Source organism: Paenibacillus sp. OK076 (assembly GCF_900110055.1).
In the GTDB taxonomy this organism is placed as follows: Bacteria; Bacillota; Bacilli; order Paenibacillales; family Paenibacillaceae; genus Paenibacillus.
This window is the reverse complement of record NZ_FOCH01000001.1, coordinates 1298504-1317297: the sequence shown is the minus strand read 5'-3', so window position 1 is coordinate 1317297 and position 18794 is coordinate 1298504. Positions and strand designations below refer to the sequence as shown.

The window sequence follows — 18794 nt, the reverse complement described above, 5'->3', positions numbered from 1 at the left end:
CTGGAGTCATTCCTAACTTTTAATAATGTCCTTTAATATCGAACACCCCGGCCAATTCCTCTAGAGGAGCTGTCGGGGTGTTTTTTATAGATCATATATCAGACAATATGTTTAATGAATGAAGTGAATGATGACTTTCCATTACAAGCTCACTCGCTCTCTAAACTTTGCTCCTGCTGCATTGCCTTCATCTTCTCTTCATAGATTCGTCCACGTGTAGGACTTCGCCGTTGGGGAATATTGGGCTTCAGTTCAAGAGCTCGTTCTCGAATCTCCTGCACCAGCACCTCATCCTGAATTTGAATATGCAAGTCTCTGTAAGGAAAATTCTGTGGCTCAGGACCCGAAAGTCCATGAACCAGCTCCTGTACTTCCTGCACCAACGGCCCAAGGGCAACACCTCGCGAAGTTTCCGGATATGACTTTAACAGATCTACCGAACTCTGTAACATCATGCGTCCTCCGCGAAGGTTATTATTCCTGAAATGATACAGCCCCACTGCAATCTGCAGCAACCCTTTATACATTGAATCCCGATCCCGTTCAAGCCACAGCTCTTCCAGTACCTCATGGCATTCAAAGTAGTCCTGATCGCGATTGAAGTAGATCAAATAGTCAACATACAGCGGCTCATAGCTGCTCATCCGGGTTTTCGCCCTTTCTAGCCGCGTTCAGAAGTGCTTTCACATCATCCAGCAGGTCTTTCAACCCTTCCATATCATGACGCTCCCAGCAGTCATTGAAGCGCTTTTGTGCCTCTATCGCTTCGTTCACGAGGTGGTAGAAATACAATTGATGTATGATGTTCAGCGTTCTTGATACGATATTGGAATCATCTTCAAAGGCCTTTTGCGCCTCCAGAATTTGCAAACGGATCGCCGACATCTCATTATCTAGTACAAAAGCGGCTTCCGCCGTCTTTTTCAATCTTGCGCGCATATCATCCGGCAGACTCTCCCGAAACTTATAACTCAGGGAGTGCTCAATCGTGGCCCAGAAGTTCATCGCCAGCGTCCGAATCTGAATCTCGGCCAGCACATTCTTCTGTCCCAGAGCCGTCTGAACAGGATATTCGATAATCATATGGAAACTGCGGTAGCCGCTCTCTTTAAAATTGGTGATATAATCTTTCTCGATTAATACCGTCAAATCCTTACGACCACGAATATACTCGGCTACCCGCCGAATATCATCCACAAACTGGCACATAATGCGGATACCTGCAATATCCTCAATGCCTGTTTCCACCTGATCAAGCGGCACATTCAGGCGTCTGGATTTCTCCAGAATGCTGGATATTTTTTTGACACGACCGGTAACGAATTCGATCGGGGCGTATTCTTCCCTTTTCTTAAGCTCCGCCCGCATCGTTTTAAACTTAACCTTCAATTCCTCTACCGCTTGTTCATAAGGAAGTAAAAATGTACCCCAGTCTCTACCGTCCATGCTTATGCCTCCTGTCTCTATAGCTTCCCCTGTTCTTATCCATTATACATGATGTTAAGCGGGGGGAAGAGTCCCGTACGACATTACCCTCTTCCACGCTTCTAATTTTCAATCCGGGGAACTCCGAAACATTGCTTAACGATGCTCTGCACCGACAGCTTCCGAAATATGACTGTAACCGTCTTTGCGCAGCAATTCACGCAGTCCGGCATGAATGCGCCGATTCACTTCAGGTCCTTCATAGATCAATGCCGTATATATTTCCACCAGGCTGGCCCCTGCTTTAATCTTTTCGTAAGCATCTTCGCTTGTGAAAATGCCCCCCGATCCGATGATAGGCAGTTTGCCTTCTGTCTGGCGATAGATCTGGCGAATGATTTCCGTGGAACGATCACGCAGCGGCTTGCCACTTAGTCCACCAGTCTCTTTGGCATGCTGATGGGACAGACCTTCACGGCTGATCGTTGTATTCGTTGCGATGATTCCGGCAACTCCACTATCAGCAATGGTACTCACCATATATTCAAGCTCCTGGTCATTCACATCAGGTGCAATTTTGACCAGCACCGATTTAACGGAACCGCCCGCTCTCTTGCGCTGCGTCTCCATCTCATTCATGACAGCGGCAAGCAATTCCTTCAGTTCATTCCCATGTTGCAGATTACGCAAATCTGGTGTATTTGGTGAACTGATATTCACTACAAACAGGTCCGCATACTCGTACAGCGCCCGAATGCATTTGGCATAATCCAAATGTGCTTCTTCATTCGGTGTTGCCTTATTTTTACCTATATTTACAGCCACTGGAATTCGGCGTTCCGTGAGGCGTGCCAATTCACCCGCCATCGCTTCGGCTCCGAGGTTATTGAAGCCCATCCGGTTTACCAATGCCTCATCCGGAGGCAGGCGGAATAACCGTGGCTGGTCGTTACCTGGCTGTGCGAGCGGTGTGACTGTGCCCACTTCCATGAAGCCAAACCCGATGGAAGAAAAGCCCGTTACAGCCTGTCCGTTTTTGTCCAAACCAGCCGCAAGTCCTACAGGTGTAGGGAAATGACATCCAAACATGTCCACAGCCAGATCCGATGTTTCACGCACGCCATACATGACACGCAAACCGGAAGGAACCGGGCGAATACTCCCCATTCCGCTGAGACCGCCGATAATTAAATGATGGGCCTGCTCAGGGTCCATTTTGAACAACAAGGGTTTAGCAAGACTTCTGTATAACAAATCACTCACTCCGTTCTGGTCCGGTACGCTGAAAAAACTGCTTTCCGTCTTTTTCATATGTAAAAAAACACTCTATACACAAGTCTATCCGTTTCTTCTTCAAAAGGAAAGTAGTTTGAGCACAGACACAAGCATTTTGCCCCCCCCCACAAGCAACAGCAATCGTATGATGCAAAATGCTCACAAGAAATCCACCCGCCTACTGGAAATGGCGAGTTGAATTCTTTACAATGGGAGCATGGCTACATCGATATAGCCTTATTCCATGAAGGAGGAACAGCCCATGGCTCCCAAACGCAAACCACCTACTTTGCAGCAAAAGAAAGAAGAGGTCAACCGGAAAGCCATTATCTGGACAGCAGCCAGCGTCGGTGGACTGATCATTATCATTGGTGCGCTTATTATTATCGCCAACCTGTAAATGCTTCAACCGACTATATCTGCATCTACATACCAATCCAGCATGGATTTTACGTTTTCTTTGGTGTGAATCACTTGGTTTATCGTTTAATTCAACCAATGATACGTCTTATTCGGATTATTTTGCTTGGGAACAAGTGTGTATCGGTAGCGATCCTTCGCTTCTGGAACCACAGCTGCCTCTGGCAGCAGATCTTTCCCGATGCGTACCGGAGTTCCCTGAGGAGCAAGAGCAAATAGCTCTTCCACATCTTCAGTACTCATTCTCACACATCCAAGGGATTCATCCAGCCCGATACTGTTTGGCTCGTTGGTCCCATGGATGGCATAATTGGTGTCCGATAGCTGCATGCCCCTACTTCCAAATTCGCCGTTAGAGCGACCATTTGGATTAACAACTTTGTCTGAAATGACAAACGAACCCTCTGGAGTACGATCTCCCCCAAGTCCCACCTCGTAATTCCGAATAATGGTGTCACCACTAATCAGTGCAAGCTTATGCCTGCTCTTGTCCACGATAATCTCAAGCCGATCCTGCAAAAAAGGCTTTCCGCCTAGCGTATCCACAAATGCAGCGTTTTTACCTTGTTGTGAATCTGGCGCTTCACCTGTTCCCTTATCTGTGTTTTTCCCATTCCCTATTCGCCCTTGCTGATGCATGGCTAGTAGTGCAGGAAACATCCGCGTCATGCCAGGTGCAGTCTCGCCCAGAATATTATTTGGAAACGGCTGAGCTAATTGCGCCACACTTTTCGGCCAGCTTCCGTTTTGTTTCTTATATGTAATCATTGCACTTGACAGAGCTGCCGCGGCTTCCTGTTTGGCTGTCCAGGCTTGTGCCAGCCGCTTGATCTCCGGTGATACTTCTGGTGGTTCACAGTTACACTGTTTGGCATCATAACTCTGTGCCGTTAATTTGCCACTGCTGTTCGTCTGAACGATGTATTTCACCGCCATATTGCGCTTCCATAATGTCCAGTTCCCCGCGACCTGCATTCCAAGCACAGCCGATGTTTGCACTTTCGCACCAGAGCCTGACCATGCAGCTGCAAGTGCAGCCTCACCCTTGGCACCTCCACCGAATGCTCCAGCTGTAAACACATTGGAGTTCGCAACAAGAGCCAAGTCTTCCATCGGTTTATTTCCTGATTCGCTATCCATGGAATTGTCCGTCGATTCCAACGCTGAAGCCAACGCTTCGGCAGCATCCCGATTGAAACCAGGAGCATCCGCAGGTGGCAATCCTGCCAGTACAAGCAGCATCAGCAGGGTGAGCCACATCTTGCGAACACGATGTTTTTTCTCCTTTTGCTCAGCCATTTCAACCAGCTTCTCCTGATAATCCACCCATATATCGGCCGGTGCTTTACTCCGCTCAAAAGCCTCGTAGACTTCACCCGCCTGTTGAAAACAATAGTTCGCCTTGGCCTCCTGCCCTTCACCCAAATACTCCTTACCGAGTAAATACCAGGCCATTTTATTATCTGGATGTTTCTTTACATATGTTCGTAGGTGAGTATTCTGCATCCGATCCTCCATCATTTCGCCTTTTTCCGTTTCTATTTATATCGGCAAATGATGACAAGAAATCCATAGGACTTGAGTACCCGGATCTAAGCCTTAACATTCGACAAAAAAACACACCCCACTGTCCCAAAGACAGAAGAATGTGCTTTTGTATGTTCATATGAAAGGAATTAACCTTCTTTGTTGAAAGGTTCATCCGCAACTTTAATGGAGTCTGTAGGGCAGCCGTCGCAAGCGTCCTGCATATCGTCGAACAAGTCATCCGGAATTGCTTTGATCCCTTGGTTGGCATCTCCATCAAAGATTACTTCTGCCAAACCTTCATCATCATAGTCATAAATGTCTGGCGCCGTTGCTCCGCATGCTCCGCACGCAATACATGTATCTTTTTCTACCCAAGTATATTTACTCATTACCAATCTCTCCTCCTATTATTCAAAAACGTACAGTATTTTTATCTAGAAACATATTAATACAAAGTAAGAGTTATTACAAATCATTTTCACAGCCTCAAGACTCCATTATGCCCTATTTAATCGAGACTTTGCAAATTATCTTTTTGCAGCGACGTTCCCCGGACTTTATGATTGCGCAGTAATACGGAAGGATCATCCCCCAGCATGCCAGCAGTAACGACAGCATTTTCGCCAAATTTGTCACGTAACTGATCCATAATGCGAATCAGGTTTTCCTTCTTCGGCTTCTGCTCATATTCGAAGAGGTCAAGCTGTATCGCCGACTCCTCACGCGGAATCAGCGTTTGGAGGGTCACACCCAACATTCGAACAGGCTTCCCGCCGCCCCAATGTTTCGCAAATAAAGCACAGGCCTCCCGGTATATGATCGATGCATCTTCAGTAGGCACTTCCATCATCCGTGATCTTGTTATTGTCTTCATATCCGGTGTACGAATCGTAATCTGAATGCCCTGACTGAGCATTTCGTGCTTGCGCAACCGTCTGGCAACCTGGTCACTTATATTAAGCAACACCCGATGCACATCATCCGGTTCAGATATATCCGCAGGCAACGTTGTTGTGTGCCCAATTGATTTGTTCGCTTCACGTTCAGCCTGAACTGCCGAATGATTAATGCCGTTTGCTGAATTTTTTAACCAAGAGCCATTAATTCCAAACACATCGGTTAACATCCGCTCATCTGATTTGGCCAGCTGTCCTATCGTTTCAATGCCTAGTTTCTTCAGCTTTTCCGCTGTCTTTTTGCCGATGCCAAACATCTCGTTACATGGTCTATGCCATAAAATCCGAGGTACATCCCTCATCCGCAAAATCGAGATACCATTCGGCTTTTTCAAATCAGAGGCCATCTTGGCGAGCAGCTTGTTGGGTGCAATTCCGATCGAACAGGGCATTCCCAGCTCTTCCCGGATTCTAGTCTGAATACTTTCCGCTATTTCCATCGGAGTACCGAACTGTCTGGACCCCGTAATATCGAGGTAACACTCATCGATTGAGGTCGCTTCAAGCAGCGGTGTATAACTGTAAGCTATTTTCATGAATTCTTTCGAATACCTACGATATAAATGAAAATCCGGACGAATCACAATTAAATCAGGACACTTCTTTAATGCTTGATGAACGACCATGCCTGTGGAAATGCCCCTGCGTCGTGCCGTGTACGAACAAGTGACTATGACACCTTTGCGCACTTCACTGCTGCCCGCAACGGCCGTCGCTTTTCCTCTATATAATTCCGGTTCCTCGGCTTCGTGTACTGAGCAATAAAAAGCATTCATATCGACATGCAAAATCACTCGTCCGGCGGCAGGATAATATCGATCTACATTTATGTTGTTATGCGTCTCGTCTGAAGACATGATCCACCACCGCCCTTTCGTATACACAATTCCGTTAAATGCACTCTCTACTCTATTATATCAAAATCCCTTATGTAAAAATCATTTATATCCCCTTATTTTCGGAGAGATTTAACGATCGATCGAATGATACCCCACACGGCAACGACGATAATAGCGATTATAATGATTGAAATAACTATATTCTCCCAAACAAAGTTCATTCATTTCCCTCCATTTATAAAGACAAGATTTGAATCCATAATTAATCCTGGAATACTTGTATTTAGATGAAGCATAACATATTACAAGATAACGTTTACAGCTCACTTAACTCTACAATCCATCATTTGTTACACCAAATGGTGAATTCGATGTAGCATTTGGCGATAATGGTGCTATAATAATTAATTATACAAATTCACGATTTTAGGACAAATCTACACTTTGAATTTAATACAGTGTAGCGGTACAGAATCGAAGGATTCGTCACCAACATTCTAATATGTTTTTTAAACATACCATTAAACTTTCTAAAAAAAAGCGCTTCATCTTAAAGGAGGATCTTCATGTCAAAGGCCATCTCCATCTTCGATACGACTTTACGTGACGGCACACAAGGGGAGGGAGTCAGCTTATCGGCAGATGACAAGCTCAAAATTGCCAAGAAGCTCGATGACCTGGGTGCTCATTATATTGAAGGCGGAATCCCAGGCAGCAATACCAAGGACATTGAGTTTTTCAAAAGAGTCAAGGAACTGAACCTGAACGCGAAGGTTGTCGCTTTTGGCAGTACACGTCGTAAAGGCAGCATCGCCAGTGAAGACGCCAACTTGAAGCGCATGCTCGAGTCCGGTGCTCAGGCCGCAACTCTGGTTGGGAAATCATGGGATTTTCACGTACACACAGCTTTGCAAACCACTTTGGAAGAAAACCTGTCCATGATCTACGACTCCATTGCCTATCTGAAACAAAATGGTATGGAAGTCATCTTTGATGCAGAGCATTTCTTTGACGGATTTAAGCACAATCCGGAGTATGCACAGGCTGTGTTGACCAAAGCCCATGAAGCTGGAGCGGACTGGCTTGTGATGTGTGACACCAACGGCGGAACGATGCCGCATGAGGTGTACGAGATCGTGTCCACTCTCGCTGGACGACTTCCTCAAGCCCATCTGGGCATTCATACACATAATGACTGTGAACTTGCTGTAGCCAACACCTTAAGCGCAGTACAAGCTGGTGCCAGACAGGTCCAAGGTACAATGAACGGGTATGGAGAGCGATGTGGCAACGCCAATCTGGCTTCGATTATCCCTAACCTGCAACTGAAGCTTGGATATGAGTGCGTTTCTGAGGATTCAATGAGACAGCTCACGAATGTTGCCCGTTATGTCAGTGAGATTGCCAACGTAAATATGCCAATCAACCAGCCTTATGTCGGAAATGCGGCTTTCGCTCACAAAGGCGGTATTCACGTCTCTGCCATATTGCGCGATTCCCGGACCTACGAACACATCGTTCCTGAGTTGGTTGGTAACAAACAGCGTGTGCTCGTCTCCGAACTGGCAGGACAAAGCAACATTGTGTCCAAGGCGCAGGAACTGGGTCTTGAGTTCGACCCAAGCAGTGCCAACTCACGTCAGATCATTGAGAAAATCAAAGATCTGGAACATCAGGGCTATCAGTTCGAAGGTGCCGATGCCTCTCTTGAACTGTTGATCCGTGAAGCCAACGGTGACATGAAAGAATTGTTTACCTTTGAATCGTTCAAGATGCTTGTTGAAAAAGTGGCTGGCAAGTCTGTTGTTTCGGAAGCCTTTGTTAAACTTAACGTAGGCGGAACAAGTGCGTATACCGCAGCGGAAGGCAATGGTCCGGTCAATGCACTGGATAACGCGCTTCGGAAAGCACTTGTGCAGTACTTCCCTTCCCTTGCCAACATGCATCTGTCCGACTATAAAGTACGTGTTCTGGATGAAAAAGATGCTACTGCCGCAAAGGTTCGTGTATTAATTGAATCCAAAAACACAGAAAACACGTGGAATACCGTCGGTGTATCCGAGAACGTGATTGAAGCGAGCTGGGAAGCCCTCGTACACAGCTTCCGTTATGCCCTTCTTCAGGAAAAATTGCAGGACGAGCCTGGCGTAGTCAACATCCCTGCTCACGGTCTAAGCAACCATTAATGCATATTTCCCGGAAAATAAAAGAAGCGCCTCTCTCCAAAAAACTTTGGAAGACAGGCGCTTTTGCTTTTCGCTTGGCTAGCTTCTTGCATGATAGCTTTTTGCTTGGTTAATCCGCAATTAACTCCTTAATTTTGCGCTCCAGCTCTTTCTCAGGCAAAATCCCCAAGATAATTTCCTGAACGACACCTCGGGAATCAATCAATACATTCGTCGGAAAAGCTAAACCGTTATATTTGGCATATGCTGTTCCGTCTTCATCAAGCAAAATAGGGAACGTCAGTTTGTATTTATCTACAAAAGCTTTGGCATCCCTGATTTTATCGTACGTGGTTACGTTCACACCGTACAGATCCAGTTTGTCCTTGTATTTTGCTGCCAATGTATTGAGCGCAGGAGCTTCCTGCTTGCACGGTTCACACCAGGATGCCCAGAAACTGACGAAGATGGCCTTTTCCTTGGCTCCACCTACAGCGTAGGTTTTCCCATCCATGGCTTTCAAAGAGAATGCTGGTGCCAGTAAACCTGCTTTCGGCCCCGTCTCCGTGGGCATCGGCTCCTCTTGTTTAAACACGGCTGCGATTCCGTTGTCTGCATTTTGAGCCAAAGCAATGCCCACCAGCAAAACAACACCCAGCAGTATGTATATATTTCGTTTCATGACCAGCCACCCTTTTGTATAATCAAACCTATTGAGATTCACGTTCTTCTAACATGTGAGATATTTCAAGCTCTCTCTCATATTGTACCCTTTTCCTTTAAAATTTTACAATCCGGGTCACACAAAATAAAATAAAAAAGGACTCCTGCCGAAGCAGGAGCCAAAGAGAGAGGGGTGAATACAAATGGCAGCACTTCACGAGCAGCAAAACACCTTCTACATCCCTTCCTCCGTAGAGCAGGAGATGTCTAAGTACATGTTCGCTTCGCTGCCGCAGGAAGCCTGCGGGGTTGTGCTGGGTGAAGCCGCAGCGGGCGGCATACGAATCAGTCGGTTTCAGCCCATTCGTAACGTAGCGCCTGACCCGCTGCACCATTTCGCATTGGAAGATGCAGAATGGATCCGATGTGTGTTCAATGAGCCACAACTTATCGGGCTCTTTCACTCCCACCCTCGAACCACGCCCATTCCTTCCAATGAGGATCTGCGCAACCTACCACTTTTCGCTGGACTACTCCAGGTCTATTTTATAGGCGCGCCTGATCTTACGGCTGATACACCATCAAAGATGCTTCTAAATGGTTATCAAATTCATTCAAATGTTGATTCAAGCATTGGAATGAGTCCTGGCCAATCATACAGCTTACAGCCCGCCCGGCTAAGCGTGACTTAACTGGGTGTACAGGTCACCCAATGTTTCTACATTTTTGTGAGACATATCCTCCAGATAACAGGACCATAACTGTGCAGTCATTTTTGCGTCCTCCAAAGCATGGTGCCGTCCGTAGATCGGAATGCCTTTGGATTCCAGCAATTCATCCAGACCATAGCCCGGTCTGCTCGGTTCAAGCCAACGCGCCAGCATCATCGTATCGATGAGCCGGTGCGTTAGCCTTACTTTGGATGTCCGCCACAAGGCCGCATTCAGAAAAGCCCGATCATGCGCGCTTGCATGGGCAACCAGTACACTTCCGCCAACAAAAGACATGAAGTCATGCAGACCTTCCAGGAGCGACGGAGCATCCATCGTCATTTGCTGTGTAATTCCCGTCAGTTCCGTAATGTGTTCCGGAACAGAGACTTTGGACTGAACCAATGTGTAGAACTGCTCATTCTCCAGCATCACACCACCATTAATACGCACCGCCCCAAAGGAAAGGATCTCATCCCCATGCTGGGGAGAGAAGCCCGTCGTTTCCAGATCAAATACGACAGCATTCAATTCGTTTAAAGGCGTGTGAAGCGCCTCGGGTCTGCGCTGTTCTCTCATCATCGAACGGATAAACGCCATATGTTGCGCCGTTGGGGCTCCCATTATGGAAGCGATGGCGGAAGGAACCCCTCCCTGGCGCAGCGAATTCCAGAATCCTGTATTGCCCCTTGCCGGCTCTCTCATGGACGTCTCCTTTCTGCAAAACGAAGTTGTCTTTGCAGCGCACGATGTACTCGCCGCACCAACCCTAACGTATCCCGGAGTTCATAAAGCATTTGTTTTTCCTTCAACTGTTTCTCATTCAGAAAACCACCGCTATGCTGCAACCCTTGTTTCATCACAATGGGTGTACTGCGGCGCAGCTTCAAAGCCGTCATAAATGCACGCTGAGCTGCATCCAGCAAAGTAAGCGGAACTGCTTCGAGTGATACCAACCTCTGAATTCGTTTGAGCGTGGACGTTTCTTTGATGCCATGCTGCAAAGCCAGAAAACGTGCACTATTCACCAGCGGAATATACAAGCCGTACTTCACATCAAATCCACCTGCATGTTCACCGAATCGTTCCGTTACCACCCTTCCAAGAATGTTCAGTGTCGCCTTGTGTTTAACGGTATTGCGCAGCACGGCATCGGAAAGCTCAGGAACCGATCTGAACCCTTCATAAAATGCAGATATCCATTCCTCCGCAAGCTCTGGCTCACCCGCAACAAAACGCATGTCTGAAGCGATAATCAGATTGCGAACCGGCTCCCAGGACAGGTCCGATCCCCATGCTTTCAATTGTTCCTTCCAGGATTCCAGTGTTTTCCTCCATAAAGGCTCCGAACACATCACTTTGCCTTCACATTTGGCGTAGCCAAGCTCCTCCAGCATATCGGTCATTCGAAGTCCGAGTTCGGCAAAATATACCTCTTTCCCCTCATCCGGGGCATCGCTGATAATCATGCCATTATCCTGATCACTCCATAACGTCGCTTCCTGCCTGCCGGAACTACCAAAAACGATAAAGGCATAGGGGACGGGAGGTTGGCCTAGGCCTTCCTCTACCATCCCCTGGATGCATAACTCTACTGCTCGCCGAGCAACCCGGTCATGCAGTTCATTTACCGTCTGGTACCATTCGATCGGCGACAAGGAAGCGGACAACAGTTCCTGGAGCTCATTCTGCAATATCACACGCGCCTGACGCAGTTCTTGAGAAGATGCCGCACCATCTATTCCCTGATAGGACCAGGATTGATTTATATACGGGATGGGTTCCATCATGTCCAGCCTCCTTGAAGCATGATTCAGCAATCATTCCTCTTAGGAGCTGAACGTACCGCCATTGGATTTAGTTTCTACATTTTTCATTTGTTCAGGGTACCCGTAAGTACCATGCTCACTTAAATCCAGCCCCATCGTTTCTTCTTCTTCCGTTACACGGATTCCCATGATAGCTTTCATACCACCCAGAATAATGAAGGACATGATCAGAACGAAGGCAAATGCGCCTGCCAGACCCAGAAGCTGAACGCCCAGTTGGTGGAAACCGCCACCGTAGAACAATCCCGCTTGACCTACACCTGCATTCTCAGCAAGTTCTGGTGTTGCGAACAAACCCGTGGAGATCGCTCCCCACATACCGGCAATACCGTGTACAGAGAAGGCGTAGATTGGATCGTCAATTCCTTTGCGTTCAAAGAATTGAGCAGTGAAGAATGTAATAATACCTGCCAGAGCACCAATAACCAGTGCTGCCCACGGTTCAACGAATGCACAAGCACCTGTGATGGCAACGAGTGCCGCAAGCACCCCGTTCAGCATGCTAGGAATATCGGATTTACCCAATACAGCCCATGAGATCAACAGTGCAGCCACACCACCAGCAGCCGCAGCTACGTTTGTAGTCAATGCTACATAACCGAAGAATCCATCACCCATGGCAGATAATGTACTACCTGGGTTGAAACCGAACCAACCGATCCAAAGGATAATGACACCGAGTACAGAGTACACTTGGTTATGACCTGGGATGATGTTAGGTTTACCATCTTTGTTATATTTGCCGATACGCGGCTTCAACAGAATCGTAGCTACCAGCGCGGCAGTCGCACCCGTCAAGTGGACAACCGTCGAACCTGCAAAGTCTTGCATACCAAGCTCAGCCAACCAGCCGCCGCCCCATACCCAGTGAGCAACAACCGGATACATGATAATGGTATACAGCGTACCGAAAACGATATATACACTCATCTTTGCGCGTTCTGCCATACCACCGCAGGCAATAGCCAGGGATACCGCTGCAAATGCAAGGTGGAATACAAATTTAATGGTTAACGGAACATCAGAGAAGGCCAGTGATTCGAACGAAGCAGCCATTGCATCCCCACTCAGGAAAAATCCGGTTGTTCCGAAGAAACTGTTACCATTACCGAAACCAAGACCGAAGCCAAGAGCCCAGAAGGCAATAACCGAAATCCCCAATGTCAGGATTGTTTTACCCGCAATGTGTCCTGCGTTTTTCATTCGAGTTGAACCCGCTTCAAGTAAAGCAAATCCCCCTTGCATCAGGAAAACCAGCACAACAGCCAGAAACGTAAAGGCTGAGTTCAGACCGCTTTGAAGTTCGATGTTAGTCGGCCCCTCCGCAGCTGCAAATGCGCTGACCGGGAAAGCCAATAAAGTAAGCATTATTAACACCGAAACCAACCATTTCTTTCTCATATACCCCACTCCCTCTTATGTTAAGTTTCTTCACATATCGTGAAACTCTTAATGCCATTATAAGCAGAAGACAGGAAAGTTGACAAGAGTATTTTCAGCAAAATTGAAAAATATTTCTGGGAATAAAGTCATACGTCTTTTTCTTGCACTTAAGTACATAATCATGTCCCATGAGTACATAGATATAGAAACGAAGCTTCGCAGCCACCAAAGCATAACGTTTGACTGTATGGTTAAAGATCATGTATCATAACTATTAGTAAGAAAAAAATTGGGCGGGTTATGCAAAGCCGCAACTGGAATCTACAATTCCCTACATTTGAACTTGCAAGCGAGGTGAATATCATTGGGGATATGAAATTGTTTCGGATTGGCGAACTTGCCAAAACTGCAGGTGTGAGCGAACGGACGATTGATTATTACACAAAGCTCGGTCTCATCGCTCCTGAAGAGCGCACAGAAAAAAACTATCGTCTTTATAGTAATGAAACTTTAACCAGGCTGGAACGTATTGTACACATGAAACAAGAGAAGTATAGTCTCGACGAGATTAAGCAATCTCTTGAGAAGTGGAGTCTGGTGAGCACGGAAGAACAAGTTGCCAGCAAACTGACAACATTGGAGCTCCACGTGCAACAGCTTGAGCGAGAGGTGAATGAGCTTAAACCGCTGCTTGGCGAGATGAAACCTGTACAAGCACGTAAGATGATGGCCGGACTACTCACCAAAAGTGCTGGTACGATGGAAGCTTTGAAAATCTTGCTTGAGAACACCATGATGTAGCTTATTATTTAGAAAGCGGAGGAATGAATATGAGTTTTAATAACGGTATGTTCGTTTTGATCATTATCGCCTTTTTGCTCTCCTTATGGGCGCAATTTCGCGTTAAGAGTACATTCAATCGTTGGTCTGATGTTAAAAACCTAAATGGAATGACCGGTTACGACGCTGCCCGTCACATGCTTGATTCCAATGGCCTACACGACGTTCCTATTGAACCCGTACGCGGAGCACTCTCCGATCACTACGATCCAATCAATCGTGTCGTGAGGTTGTCTGAGCCTGTATATTATGAAAATTCAATCTCGGCTGTCTCCGTTGCGTGTCACGAAGTTGGCCATGCGATCCAGCATAAGGAAAGTTATCCGATGTTGGCACTACGTCACCGGATTTTCCCAATCGTCAACTTTGCATCCGGACTTGCACCCTTCTTGCTCATTGCCGGATTCATCTTTAATGCAATGAACCTTGTCGGTATTGGTATTATTTTCTTCTCCGTAACCGTCGCATTCCAACTCATTACGTTGCCGGTTGAGTTCAACGCAAGTAACCGTGCAAGAGAGATTATGGTATCGGAAGGTTATATCCGGAACGAAGAAGAGAGAGGCGTCGCCAAAGTACTGAATGCCGCAGCATTAACTTACGTCGCTGCAGCATTAATCTCATTGCTCGAACTGATTCGTTACATCGGAATTTTCAATAGCCGCGACTAATTGAATACACAAACCAAAAAACAATACCCCACCGTTAATCGGATGGGGTATTGTTTTGCTGTAAACCGAAATAATTAAGTAAAAATGAACGAAATGACTGCGCAACAAGCGGAAGCTTGTCATCTGCACGGTGGATCAACCCGATCGTACGCGTCACTTTTGGATGAGAAATGGCTACATGCGCCGGTTGCAGCGGGTTCGTCTGGAAAAGCGCCATTTCCGGCAGCAAACTCACACCCATGCCAGCCGCAACCAGCCCTCGAATCGTATCCGTCTCTTCCCCCTCAAAAGCAATCTTGGGCGTAAACCCGGCTTCAAGGCACGCGTGCCAGACAATCGGACGCAGAGAATAGCCTTTACTGAATAATACAAACTTATCATCTTTGAGCTGCTCTAACGCAATACTCTCTTCACCGGCCAATGGATGATTCGGCGGAAGGATCGCATGCAGTTCTTCCGTTAGCACAATGTCACCATCCACCTGGTCATGCTTCTCCGGAAATGGAGATATAAATGCCAAGTCCACTTCGGCCGATAACACATCACGAATGAGCGTCGGGAACATGCCTTGCTTGAATCTGAATTTGACGTTAGGATAACGCTGACGGAACGCTGCCACAACCGAAGGAATCAAGTGAATACCGAGACTGTGAGGAAAACCGATACGAATTTCACCATGCTCCGGGTCGAGAAACTCATGAACCTCCCCGACCGCTTTGTCCAGATCTTTCAATATACCTTCAACCCGTTTGCAAAAGAGCTGCCCAACGGCGGTCAACTGCAGATTTCGCCCTTTTTGCATAAAAAGGTCTACTCCCAGTTCTTCCTCCAGCTGATGAATCTGACGACTCACTGCAGACTGCGCTACGTGCAATTCCTCCGCCGCCTGCGTAACATGCTCCTTCTGTGCCACTTTCAAAAAGTAATGCAACTGTCTTAATTCCACTGCCCCTGATCTCTCCAATCTGCTCTATACCCTACTTATCCGTGATTGCATTCCGTCTTCAGATCAATTTGACTACTGCTTAAAGCTACGGGGTTTCCACAAGCGGATGAGAAGTCCATAAATGAAGAATCCACCCAACAACCCGCCCAAATGCGCCATCCAGTTAATGCCCGTCATAGCAAAGGAAAAAATAATACCGAATACAAGCAGCGTATACAACGTTTTACGCGAGGTTTCGTCCATCATTGTTCGCTGGAACAAGGCTACATACAGAAACGCACCATAGATTGCGTAGATCGCACCTGAAGCACCTACCGAGATTGTCGTTGCTCCAACCGAGTTATACCAGGCAACAGCCAGAATATTACCCAGAATGCCTCCACCCAAGTACAACACACCATATCTCACCGACCCAAGCAGTCGTTCCATTGGTGGTGCAAATACGATGAGAGCAAAGCTGTTAAACAACAAATGGCTGAAACCAGCATGCAGGAACATCGATGTAATGTAACGCCACCAATCTGCTGCAAATAATTCATGGTTAACAAGCGCTCCAAACTTAAGCAACGTCATACTGTTTGTGGAACCACCGTTCAAACTGAGCACAATAAACATAACAACATTGGCAATTAAAAGAATCGACGTCAAAGGGAAAAATTTTAAATAACTTTTCCAGTTCTCATACCTTATAAATATCATAAGTTTCTGCTTTCACTCCACCCTGTTCAGATCGGCCTGCAAATCTGACCCATTCTAATGATCCTTCGTCCGAATTGGACAATGCCTTTCATAAAAGATTATAATGGATTTTGGCACGGATCACCAACTTATAAGGAGGAACATTATTATGGCACAAGAACGTACAGGCGCAGCCACCTTTAAAGGCAACCCTATTACACTGATCGGACCCGAATTGAAAGTGGGTGATCAAGCACCCAATTTTACACTGAGTAAAAACCTGGTTGAAGATGCATCCCTGAAAGACTTCGCAGGTAAAATCAAATTAATCAGCGTTGTTCCTTCACTGGATACTGGCGTATGCGATGCCCAAACCCGTCGCTTCAATGTTGAAGCAGGAGATCTTGGAGACAATGTTGTCGTATTGACAGTAAGCGTTGACCTTCCTTTTGCACAAGCACGCTGGTGCGGCGCAGCCGGAGTTGACCGCGTTGTAACACTGTCTGACTACAAAACACGTTCATTCGGTCAAGACTACGGTGTTCTGATCAAAGAATTCCAATTGGACATGCGCTCCATCTTCGTGTTGGATGCTGAAGACCGAATTACATATGTGGAATATCTGCCTGAAATGACAGACTCCCCTAACTTCGAGCAAGCGATTTCCGCTGTAAAAGCCTTGCTGTAAAAGGTAGTTCACGTTCAGAACAAAAGCGAGGAAGGTTAACCTTCTCTCGCTTTTTGTTATTCATCCATCTATTTCAATCGTTTGACTTATACTTACTCAGCTTCTTATCCAAAACGGAGAACAAGTTCATGATCGTTCGATAATTAGAACCCAGGTCTCCAAGTGAACCACGTGAAGCCGAATACATATCGACCGCACTTCGTACAGGACTTACCGATATAATGGAAACCGTAATATCCATCGTCCGTCCAAAGGTAGTCCGCTTCTCCAGTATAACCTCTCCCACAGAAGGCACTTCATGCAGCACTTTATAACCCGGGATTTTTTTGAGTGTCGAAGAAACCTCTTCCCAGGCTCTGTCTTTGGATAAGTTATAATACCGTGTTTTTAATTTGGGATCCTTGGCTCGATCGCTGGTTCCCTCCATGCTGCGGATGATACCGACGAGCGTTCTCTTTAAGGTCAAGACCCTTCCTCCTTTGATGTAACCGTTCCATTTATGTATACTAGTGTAACATTGTTCATGTAGTAACAAAAGGGCAAGCGACACTTTTAACAAAATACAGCCAATCCAACAAAATAAGCTCAAATAAAAAGCACCCTGAAATTCCTGGATTAGAGGAAAGAGTCAGGGTGCTGTACATGATAAAATAGGAACCCGCCTATGCCGTCCGGCTACATTGTCTTATGAACCTGCTTAGCAGGTGGGTGGCCGCAAAAATGTTTTTTGAAGTCCCCATGTCATATAGACAGGGCGTTTCAGCAACATTCTGTATTGATCTCCCGAAGACATCATCATTGGTTCAAAACAACGAATAACCGAAACGTACATCGCAGGATGTACAATTATTATATCCCTAACTGTGTAAAAAGTAAATGGTGACAGCTCATGTTTTATTTTTGGAGATTATCTTGTTTTTCGTCAGATGGCTTAACCTCAGATGGTTCATGGGCCTCTATCGTCTCAACTGACTCCCCTGCCTGTTCTGCAGCTTGTGCAGCTTCCTCTTCTTCTTTCTTCAACTGCATCTTCTCCATCTGCTCCTGCATCTTATTAAACGTTGCGTAGAAGTTGAAGAAAGCAAACCAAGCAACAATACTAATAATGAAGAAGATGAACAAGACCGGATAACGAAAACCGATATAGAACAACAATCCACTTCCCAGCAGCGTGGAAAATACACGGAATGGTCTAATCAGCGTCAACAGCACCGCATTTTTGATGATCAATCCGATGGACATGTGGTAATGTACCACCATCGAGAAGAAGTTAAAGAGAGAAACAAACAGCAGCAGCAATAGTACGAGCATAATAATTCCGACCAGCTGCATATTCTTGAATTGTGTCATATATACTGTGTAATCCAGATACATGATGGCAAACAGCAAGGTATAGAAGATACCTCCGATTAAACTTTGTTTGTAGTTCTCTTTGTAACCTACAAAGAAAGTACGGAAGATTGGCACGTCCGTATCCCCCATATTCCATTTACGTACAACCGTAAACAGGGCCGATGTCGCTGGGAATAGTGTAAGCGGTGCCACAATGGCTATAGCCCAGTTCATTTGTAGTGATTCGTTGGCCAGGTTCTGCTGCATCACGAGCAGTTTCATAATCAAGAAAAACAAGAACGGAGACGAACAAATAGCCCACAACAGATTGGTTGCGGCCAGTCTCGTAATCCACTCTGTAAGTCGGTAGATCCCACCCATAGCTCCTTTAAATTCCAAACAATTCTCCTCCTCCGCAGCCTTGCGTCTAACCTGAAGTCTAAT

20 protein-coding genes and 1 other RNA gene are annotated in these 18794 nt (G+C 46.3%); 6 read left to right on the top strand and 15 right to left on the bottom strand.

Translation table 11 applies throughout. The features are described from left to right. Nucleotides 1-149 precede the first annotated feature (149 nt). The 3 genes from BMY78_RS06100 to BMY78_RS06090 all read right to left on the bottom strand — a co-directional run bounded on the left by BMY78_RS06100 (nucleotide 150) and on the right by BMY78_RS06090 (nucleotide 2679). Nucleotides 150-644, bottom strand: coding sequence for a DUF309 domain-containing protein (locus tag BMY78_RS06100; RefSeq protein ID WP_090895631.1), 495 nt, complete (start codon nucleotides 642-644; stop codon nucleotides 150-152). Further along, entirely contained in the window at nucleotides 631-1446 is an 816-nt protein-coding gene (locus BMY78_RS06095; RefSeq protein WP_053783647.1) for a GTP diphosphokinase, read from the bottom strand. Before BMY78_RS06095 ends, BMY78_RS06100 begins: the two co-directional genes overlap by 14 nt. Before the next feature lie 135 nt (nucleotides 1447-1581). Then, nucleotides 1582-2679, bottom strand: coding sequence for a quinone-dependent dihydroorotate dehydrogenase (locus BMY78_RS06090; RefSeq protein WP_090902096.1), 1098 nt, complete (start codon nucleotides 2677-2679; stop codon nucleotides 1582-1584). Nucleotides 2680-2962: 283 nt separating this feature from the next. Here BMY78_RS06090 and BMY78_RS32750 point away from each other — a divergent pair, with 283 nt between their 5' ends. After that, nucleotides 2963-3100 carry a hypothetical protein gene (locus BMY78_RS32750; RefSeq protein ID WP_167434889.1) on the top strand — a complete coding sequence of 46 codons (138 nt, stop codon included), beginning with the start codon at nucleotides 2963-2965 and terminating at the stop codon, nucleotides 3098-3100. Nucleotides 3101-3186: 86 nt separating this feature from the next. Here BMY78_RS32750 and BMY78_RS06085 read toward each other — a convergent pair whose 3' ends face one another. The 3 genes from BMY78_RS06085 to BMY78_RS06075 form a co-directional block, all read right to left on the bottom strand. Next, the gene (locus tag BMY78_RS06085) at nucleotides 3187-4626 is read right to left on the bottom strand and encodes a L,D-transpeptidase family protein (RefSeq protein WP_177185667.1); all 1440 of its coding nucleotides are present in this window, start codon (nucleotides 4624-4626) and stop codon (nucleotides 3187-3189) included. Nucleotides 4627-4796: 170 nt separating this feature from the next. Next, a complete protein-coding gene (locus tag BMY78_RS06080) occupies nucleotides 4797-5039 on the bottom strand; it encodes a ferredoxin (RefSeq protein WP_062322102.1) in 243 nt (80 codons plus the stop codon). 119 nt (nucleotides 5040-5158) lie between these two features. Then, entirely contained in the window at nucleotides 5159-6463 is a 1305-nt protein-coding gene (locus BMY78_RS06075; protein WP_090895627.1) for a DNA polymerase IV, read from the bottom strand. 548 nt (nucleotides 6464-7011) lie between these two features. Between BMY78_RS06075 and cimA the strand changes: the two genes are divergently transcribed. Beyond that, a complete protein-coding gene (gene cimA, locus BMY78_RS06070; protein ID WP_090895624.1) occupies nucleotides 7012-8631 on the top strand; it encodes a citramalate synthase in 1620 nt (539 codons plus the stop codon). Between the two features lie 109 nt (nucleotides 8632-8740). On the opposite strand, the gene BMY78_RS06065 is transcribed toward cimA, so the two are convergent. After that, nucleotides 8741-9292, bottom strand: a complete 552-nt coding sequence (locus BMY78_RS06065; protein ID WP_090895621.1) for a TlpA family protein disulfide reductase — start codon at nucleotides 9290-9292, stop codon at nucleotides 8741-8743. A 184-nt stretch (nucleotides 9293-9476) separates the two neighbouring features. Here BMY78_RS06065 and BMY78_RS06060 point away from each other — a divergent pair, with 184 nt between their 5' ends. Beyond that, nucleotides 9477-9965: a M67 family metallopeptidase gene (locus BMY78_RS06060; RefSeq protein ID WP_090895618.1), complete on the top strand. Its 489-nt coding sequence runs from the start codon at nucleotides 9477-9479 to the stop codon at nucleotides 9963-9965. Here the strand turns inward: BMY78_RS06060 and BMY78_RS06055 are convergent. The 3 genes from BMY78_RS06055 to BMY78_RS06045 are packed head-to-tail and all read right to left on the bottom strand — an operon-like array spanning nucleotide 9951 to nucleotide 13213. Beyond that, a complete protein-coding gene (locus BMY78_RS06055; protein ID WP_090895616.1) occupies nucleotides 9951-10688 on the bottom strand; it encodes an exonuclease domain-containing protein in 738 nt (245 codons plus the stop codon). The two genes, BMY78_RS06060 and BMY78_RS06055, sit on opposite strands and share 15 nt — an antisense overlap. Then, nucleotides 10685-11779, bottom strand: a complete 1095-nt coding sequence (locus tag BMY78_RS06050) for a DUF294 nucleotidyltransferase-like domain-containing protein (protein WP_371129150.1) — start codon at nucleotides 11777-11779, stop codon at nucleotides 10685-10687. Before BMY78_RS06050 ends, BMY78_RS06055 begins: the two co-directional genes overlap by 4 nt. Nucleotides 11780-11812: 33 nt before the next feature. Further along, nucleotides 11813-13213 (bottom strand): ammonium transporter, encoded by a 1401-nt coding sequence (locus BMY78_RS06045; protein WP_090895611.1) that lies wholly within the window; start codon nucleotides 13211-13213, stop codon nucleotides 11813-11815. A gap of 354 nt (nucleotides 13214-13567) precedes the next feature. Here BMY78_RS06045 and BMY78_RS06040 point away from each other — a divergent pair, with 354 nt between their 5' ends. Then, entirely contained in the window at nucleotides 13568-13996 is a 429-nt protein-coding gene (locus tag BMY78_RS06040; protein ID WP_063564944.1) for a MerR family transcriptional regulator, read from the top strand. Between the two features lie 29 nt (nucleotides 13997-14025). Then, on the top strand, nucleotides 14026-14706 hold the full coding sequence (locus tag BMY78_RS06035; protein ID WP_062322116.1) for a zinc metallopeptidase: 681 nt from the start codon (nucleotides 14026-14028) through the stop codon (nucleotides 14704-14706). Nucleotides 14707-14740: 34 nt separating this feature from the next. Here the strand turns inward: BMY78_RS06035 and BMY78_RS06030 are convergent, their stop codons facing one another. Next, complete coding sequence (locus BMY78_RS06030; protein ID WP_024629242.1) at nucleotides 14741-15652, bottom strand: glutamate biosynthesis transcriptional regulator GltC; 912 nt, start codon at nucleotides 15650-15652, stop codon at nucleotides 14741-14743. A gap of 72 nt (nucleotides 15653-15724) precedes the next feature. Then, nucleotides 15725-16351 carry a rhomboid family intramembrane serine protease gene (locus tag BMY78_RS06025; protein ID WP_063564796.1) on the bottom strand — a complete coding sequence of 209 codons (627 nt, stop codon included), beginning with the start codon at nucleotides 16349-16351 and terminating at the stop codon, nucleotides 15725-15727. 148 nt (nucleotides 16352-16499) lie between these two features. Here BMY78_RS06025 and tpx point away from each other — a divergent pair, with 148 nt between their 5' ends. Further along, entirely contained in the window at nucleotides 16500-17018 is a 519-nt protein-coding gene (gene tpx, locus BMY78_RS06020; protein WP_090895608.1) for a thiol peroxidase, read from the top strand. Nucleotides 17019-17091: 73 nt separating this feature from the next. Here tpx and BMY78_RS06015 read toward each other — a convergent pair whose 3' ends face one another. The 3 genes from BMY78_RS06015 to BMY78_RS06005 all read right to left on the bottom strand — a co-directional run bounded on the left by BMY78_RS06015 (nucleotide 17092) and on the right by BMY78_RS06005 (nucleotide 18749). Beyond that, complete coding sequence (locus tag BMY78_RS06015; RefSeq protein WP_024629239.1) at nucleotides 17092-17484, bottom strand: DUF1499 domain-containing protein; 393 nt, start codon at nucleotides 17482-17484, stop codon at nucleotides 17092-17094. A gap of 185 nt (nucleotides 17485-17669) precedes the next feature. Next, a non-coding RNA gene (gene ssrS, locus BMY78_RS06010) (6S RNA) lies at nucleotides 17670-17861 on the bottom strand. A 51-nt stretch (nucleotides 17862-17912) separates the two neighbouring features. Continuing rightward, nucleotides 17913-18749: a YesL family protein gene (locus BMY78_RS06005; protein WP_090895603.1), complete on the bottom strand. Its 837-nt coding sequence runs from the start codon at nucleotides 18747-18749 to the stop codon at nucleotides 17913-17915. Between the last annotated feature and the right edge of the window lie 45 nt (nucleotides 18750-18794).

What these genes read in the sequence shown, in the direction of transcription:
- BMY78_RS06100 (WP_090895631.1), bottom strand. Translation starts at nt 644, where the DNA reads ATGAGCAGCTATGAGCCGCTGTATGTTGACTATTTGATCTACTTCAAT.
- BMY78_RS06095 (WP_053783647.1), bottom strand. Translation starts at nt 1,446, where the DNA reads ATGGACGGTAGAGACTGGGGTACATTTTTACTTCCTTATGAACAAGCG.
- BMY78_RS32750 (WP_167434889.1), top strand. Translation starts at nt 2,963, where the DNA reads ATGGCTCCCAAACGCAAACCACCTACTTTGCAGCAAAAGAAAGAAGAG.
- BMY78_RS06085 (WP_177185667.1), bottom strand. Translation starts at nt 4,626, where the DNA reads ATGCAGAATACTCACCTACGAACATATGTAAAGAAACATCCAGATAAT.
- BMY78_RS06080 (WP_062322102.1), bottom strand. Translation starts at nt 5,039, where the DNA reads ATGAGTAAATATACTTGGGTAGAAAAAGATACATGTATTGCGTGCGGA.
- BMY78_RS06075 (WP_090895627.1), bottom strand. Translation starts at nt 6,463, where the DNA reads ATGTCTTCAGACGAGACGCATAACAACATAAATGTAGATCGATATTAT.
- cimA (WP_090895624.1), top strand. Translation starts at nt 7,012, where the DNA reads ATGTCAAAGGCCATCTCCATCTTCGATACGACTTTACGTGACGGCACA.
- BMY78_RS06065 (WP_090895621.1), bottom strand. Translation starts at nt 9,292, where the DNA reads ATGAAACGAAATATATACATACTGCTGGGTGTTGTTTTGCTGGTGGGC.
- BMY78_RS06060 (WP_090895618.1), top strand. Translation starts at nt 9,477, where the DNA reads ATGGCAGCACTTCACGAGCAGCAAAACACCTTCTACATCCCTTCCTCC.
- BMY78_RS06055 (WP_090895616.1), bottom strand. Translation starts at nt 10,688, where the DNA reads ATGAGAGAGCCGGCAAGGGGCAATACAGGATTCTGGAATTCGCTGCGC.
- BMY78_RS06045 (WP_090895611.1), bottom strand. Translation starts at nt 13,213, where the DNA reads ATGAGAAAGAAATGGTTGGTTTCGGTGTTAATAATGCTTACTTTATTG.
- BMY78_RS06040 (WP_063564944.1), top strand. Translation starts at nt 13,568, where the DNA reads ATGAAATTGTTTCGGATTGGCGAACTTGCCAAAACTGCAGGTGTGAGC.
- BMY78_RS06035 (WP_062322116.1), top strand. Translation starts at nt 14,026, where the DNA reads ATGAGTTTTAATAACGGTATGTTCGTTTTGATCATTATCGCCTTTTTG.
- BMY78_RS06025 (WP_063564796.1), bottom strand. Translation starts at nt 16,351, where the DNA reads ATGATATTTATAAGGTATGAGAACTGGAAAAGTTATTTAAAATTTTTC.
- tpx (WP_090895608.1), top strand. Translation starts at nt 16,500, where the DNA reads ATGGCACAAGAACGTACAGGCGCAGCCACCTTTAAAGGCAACCCTATT.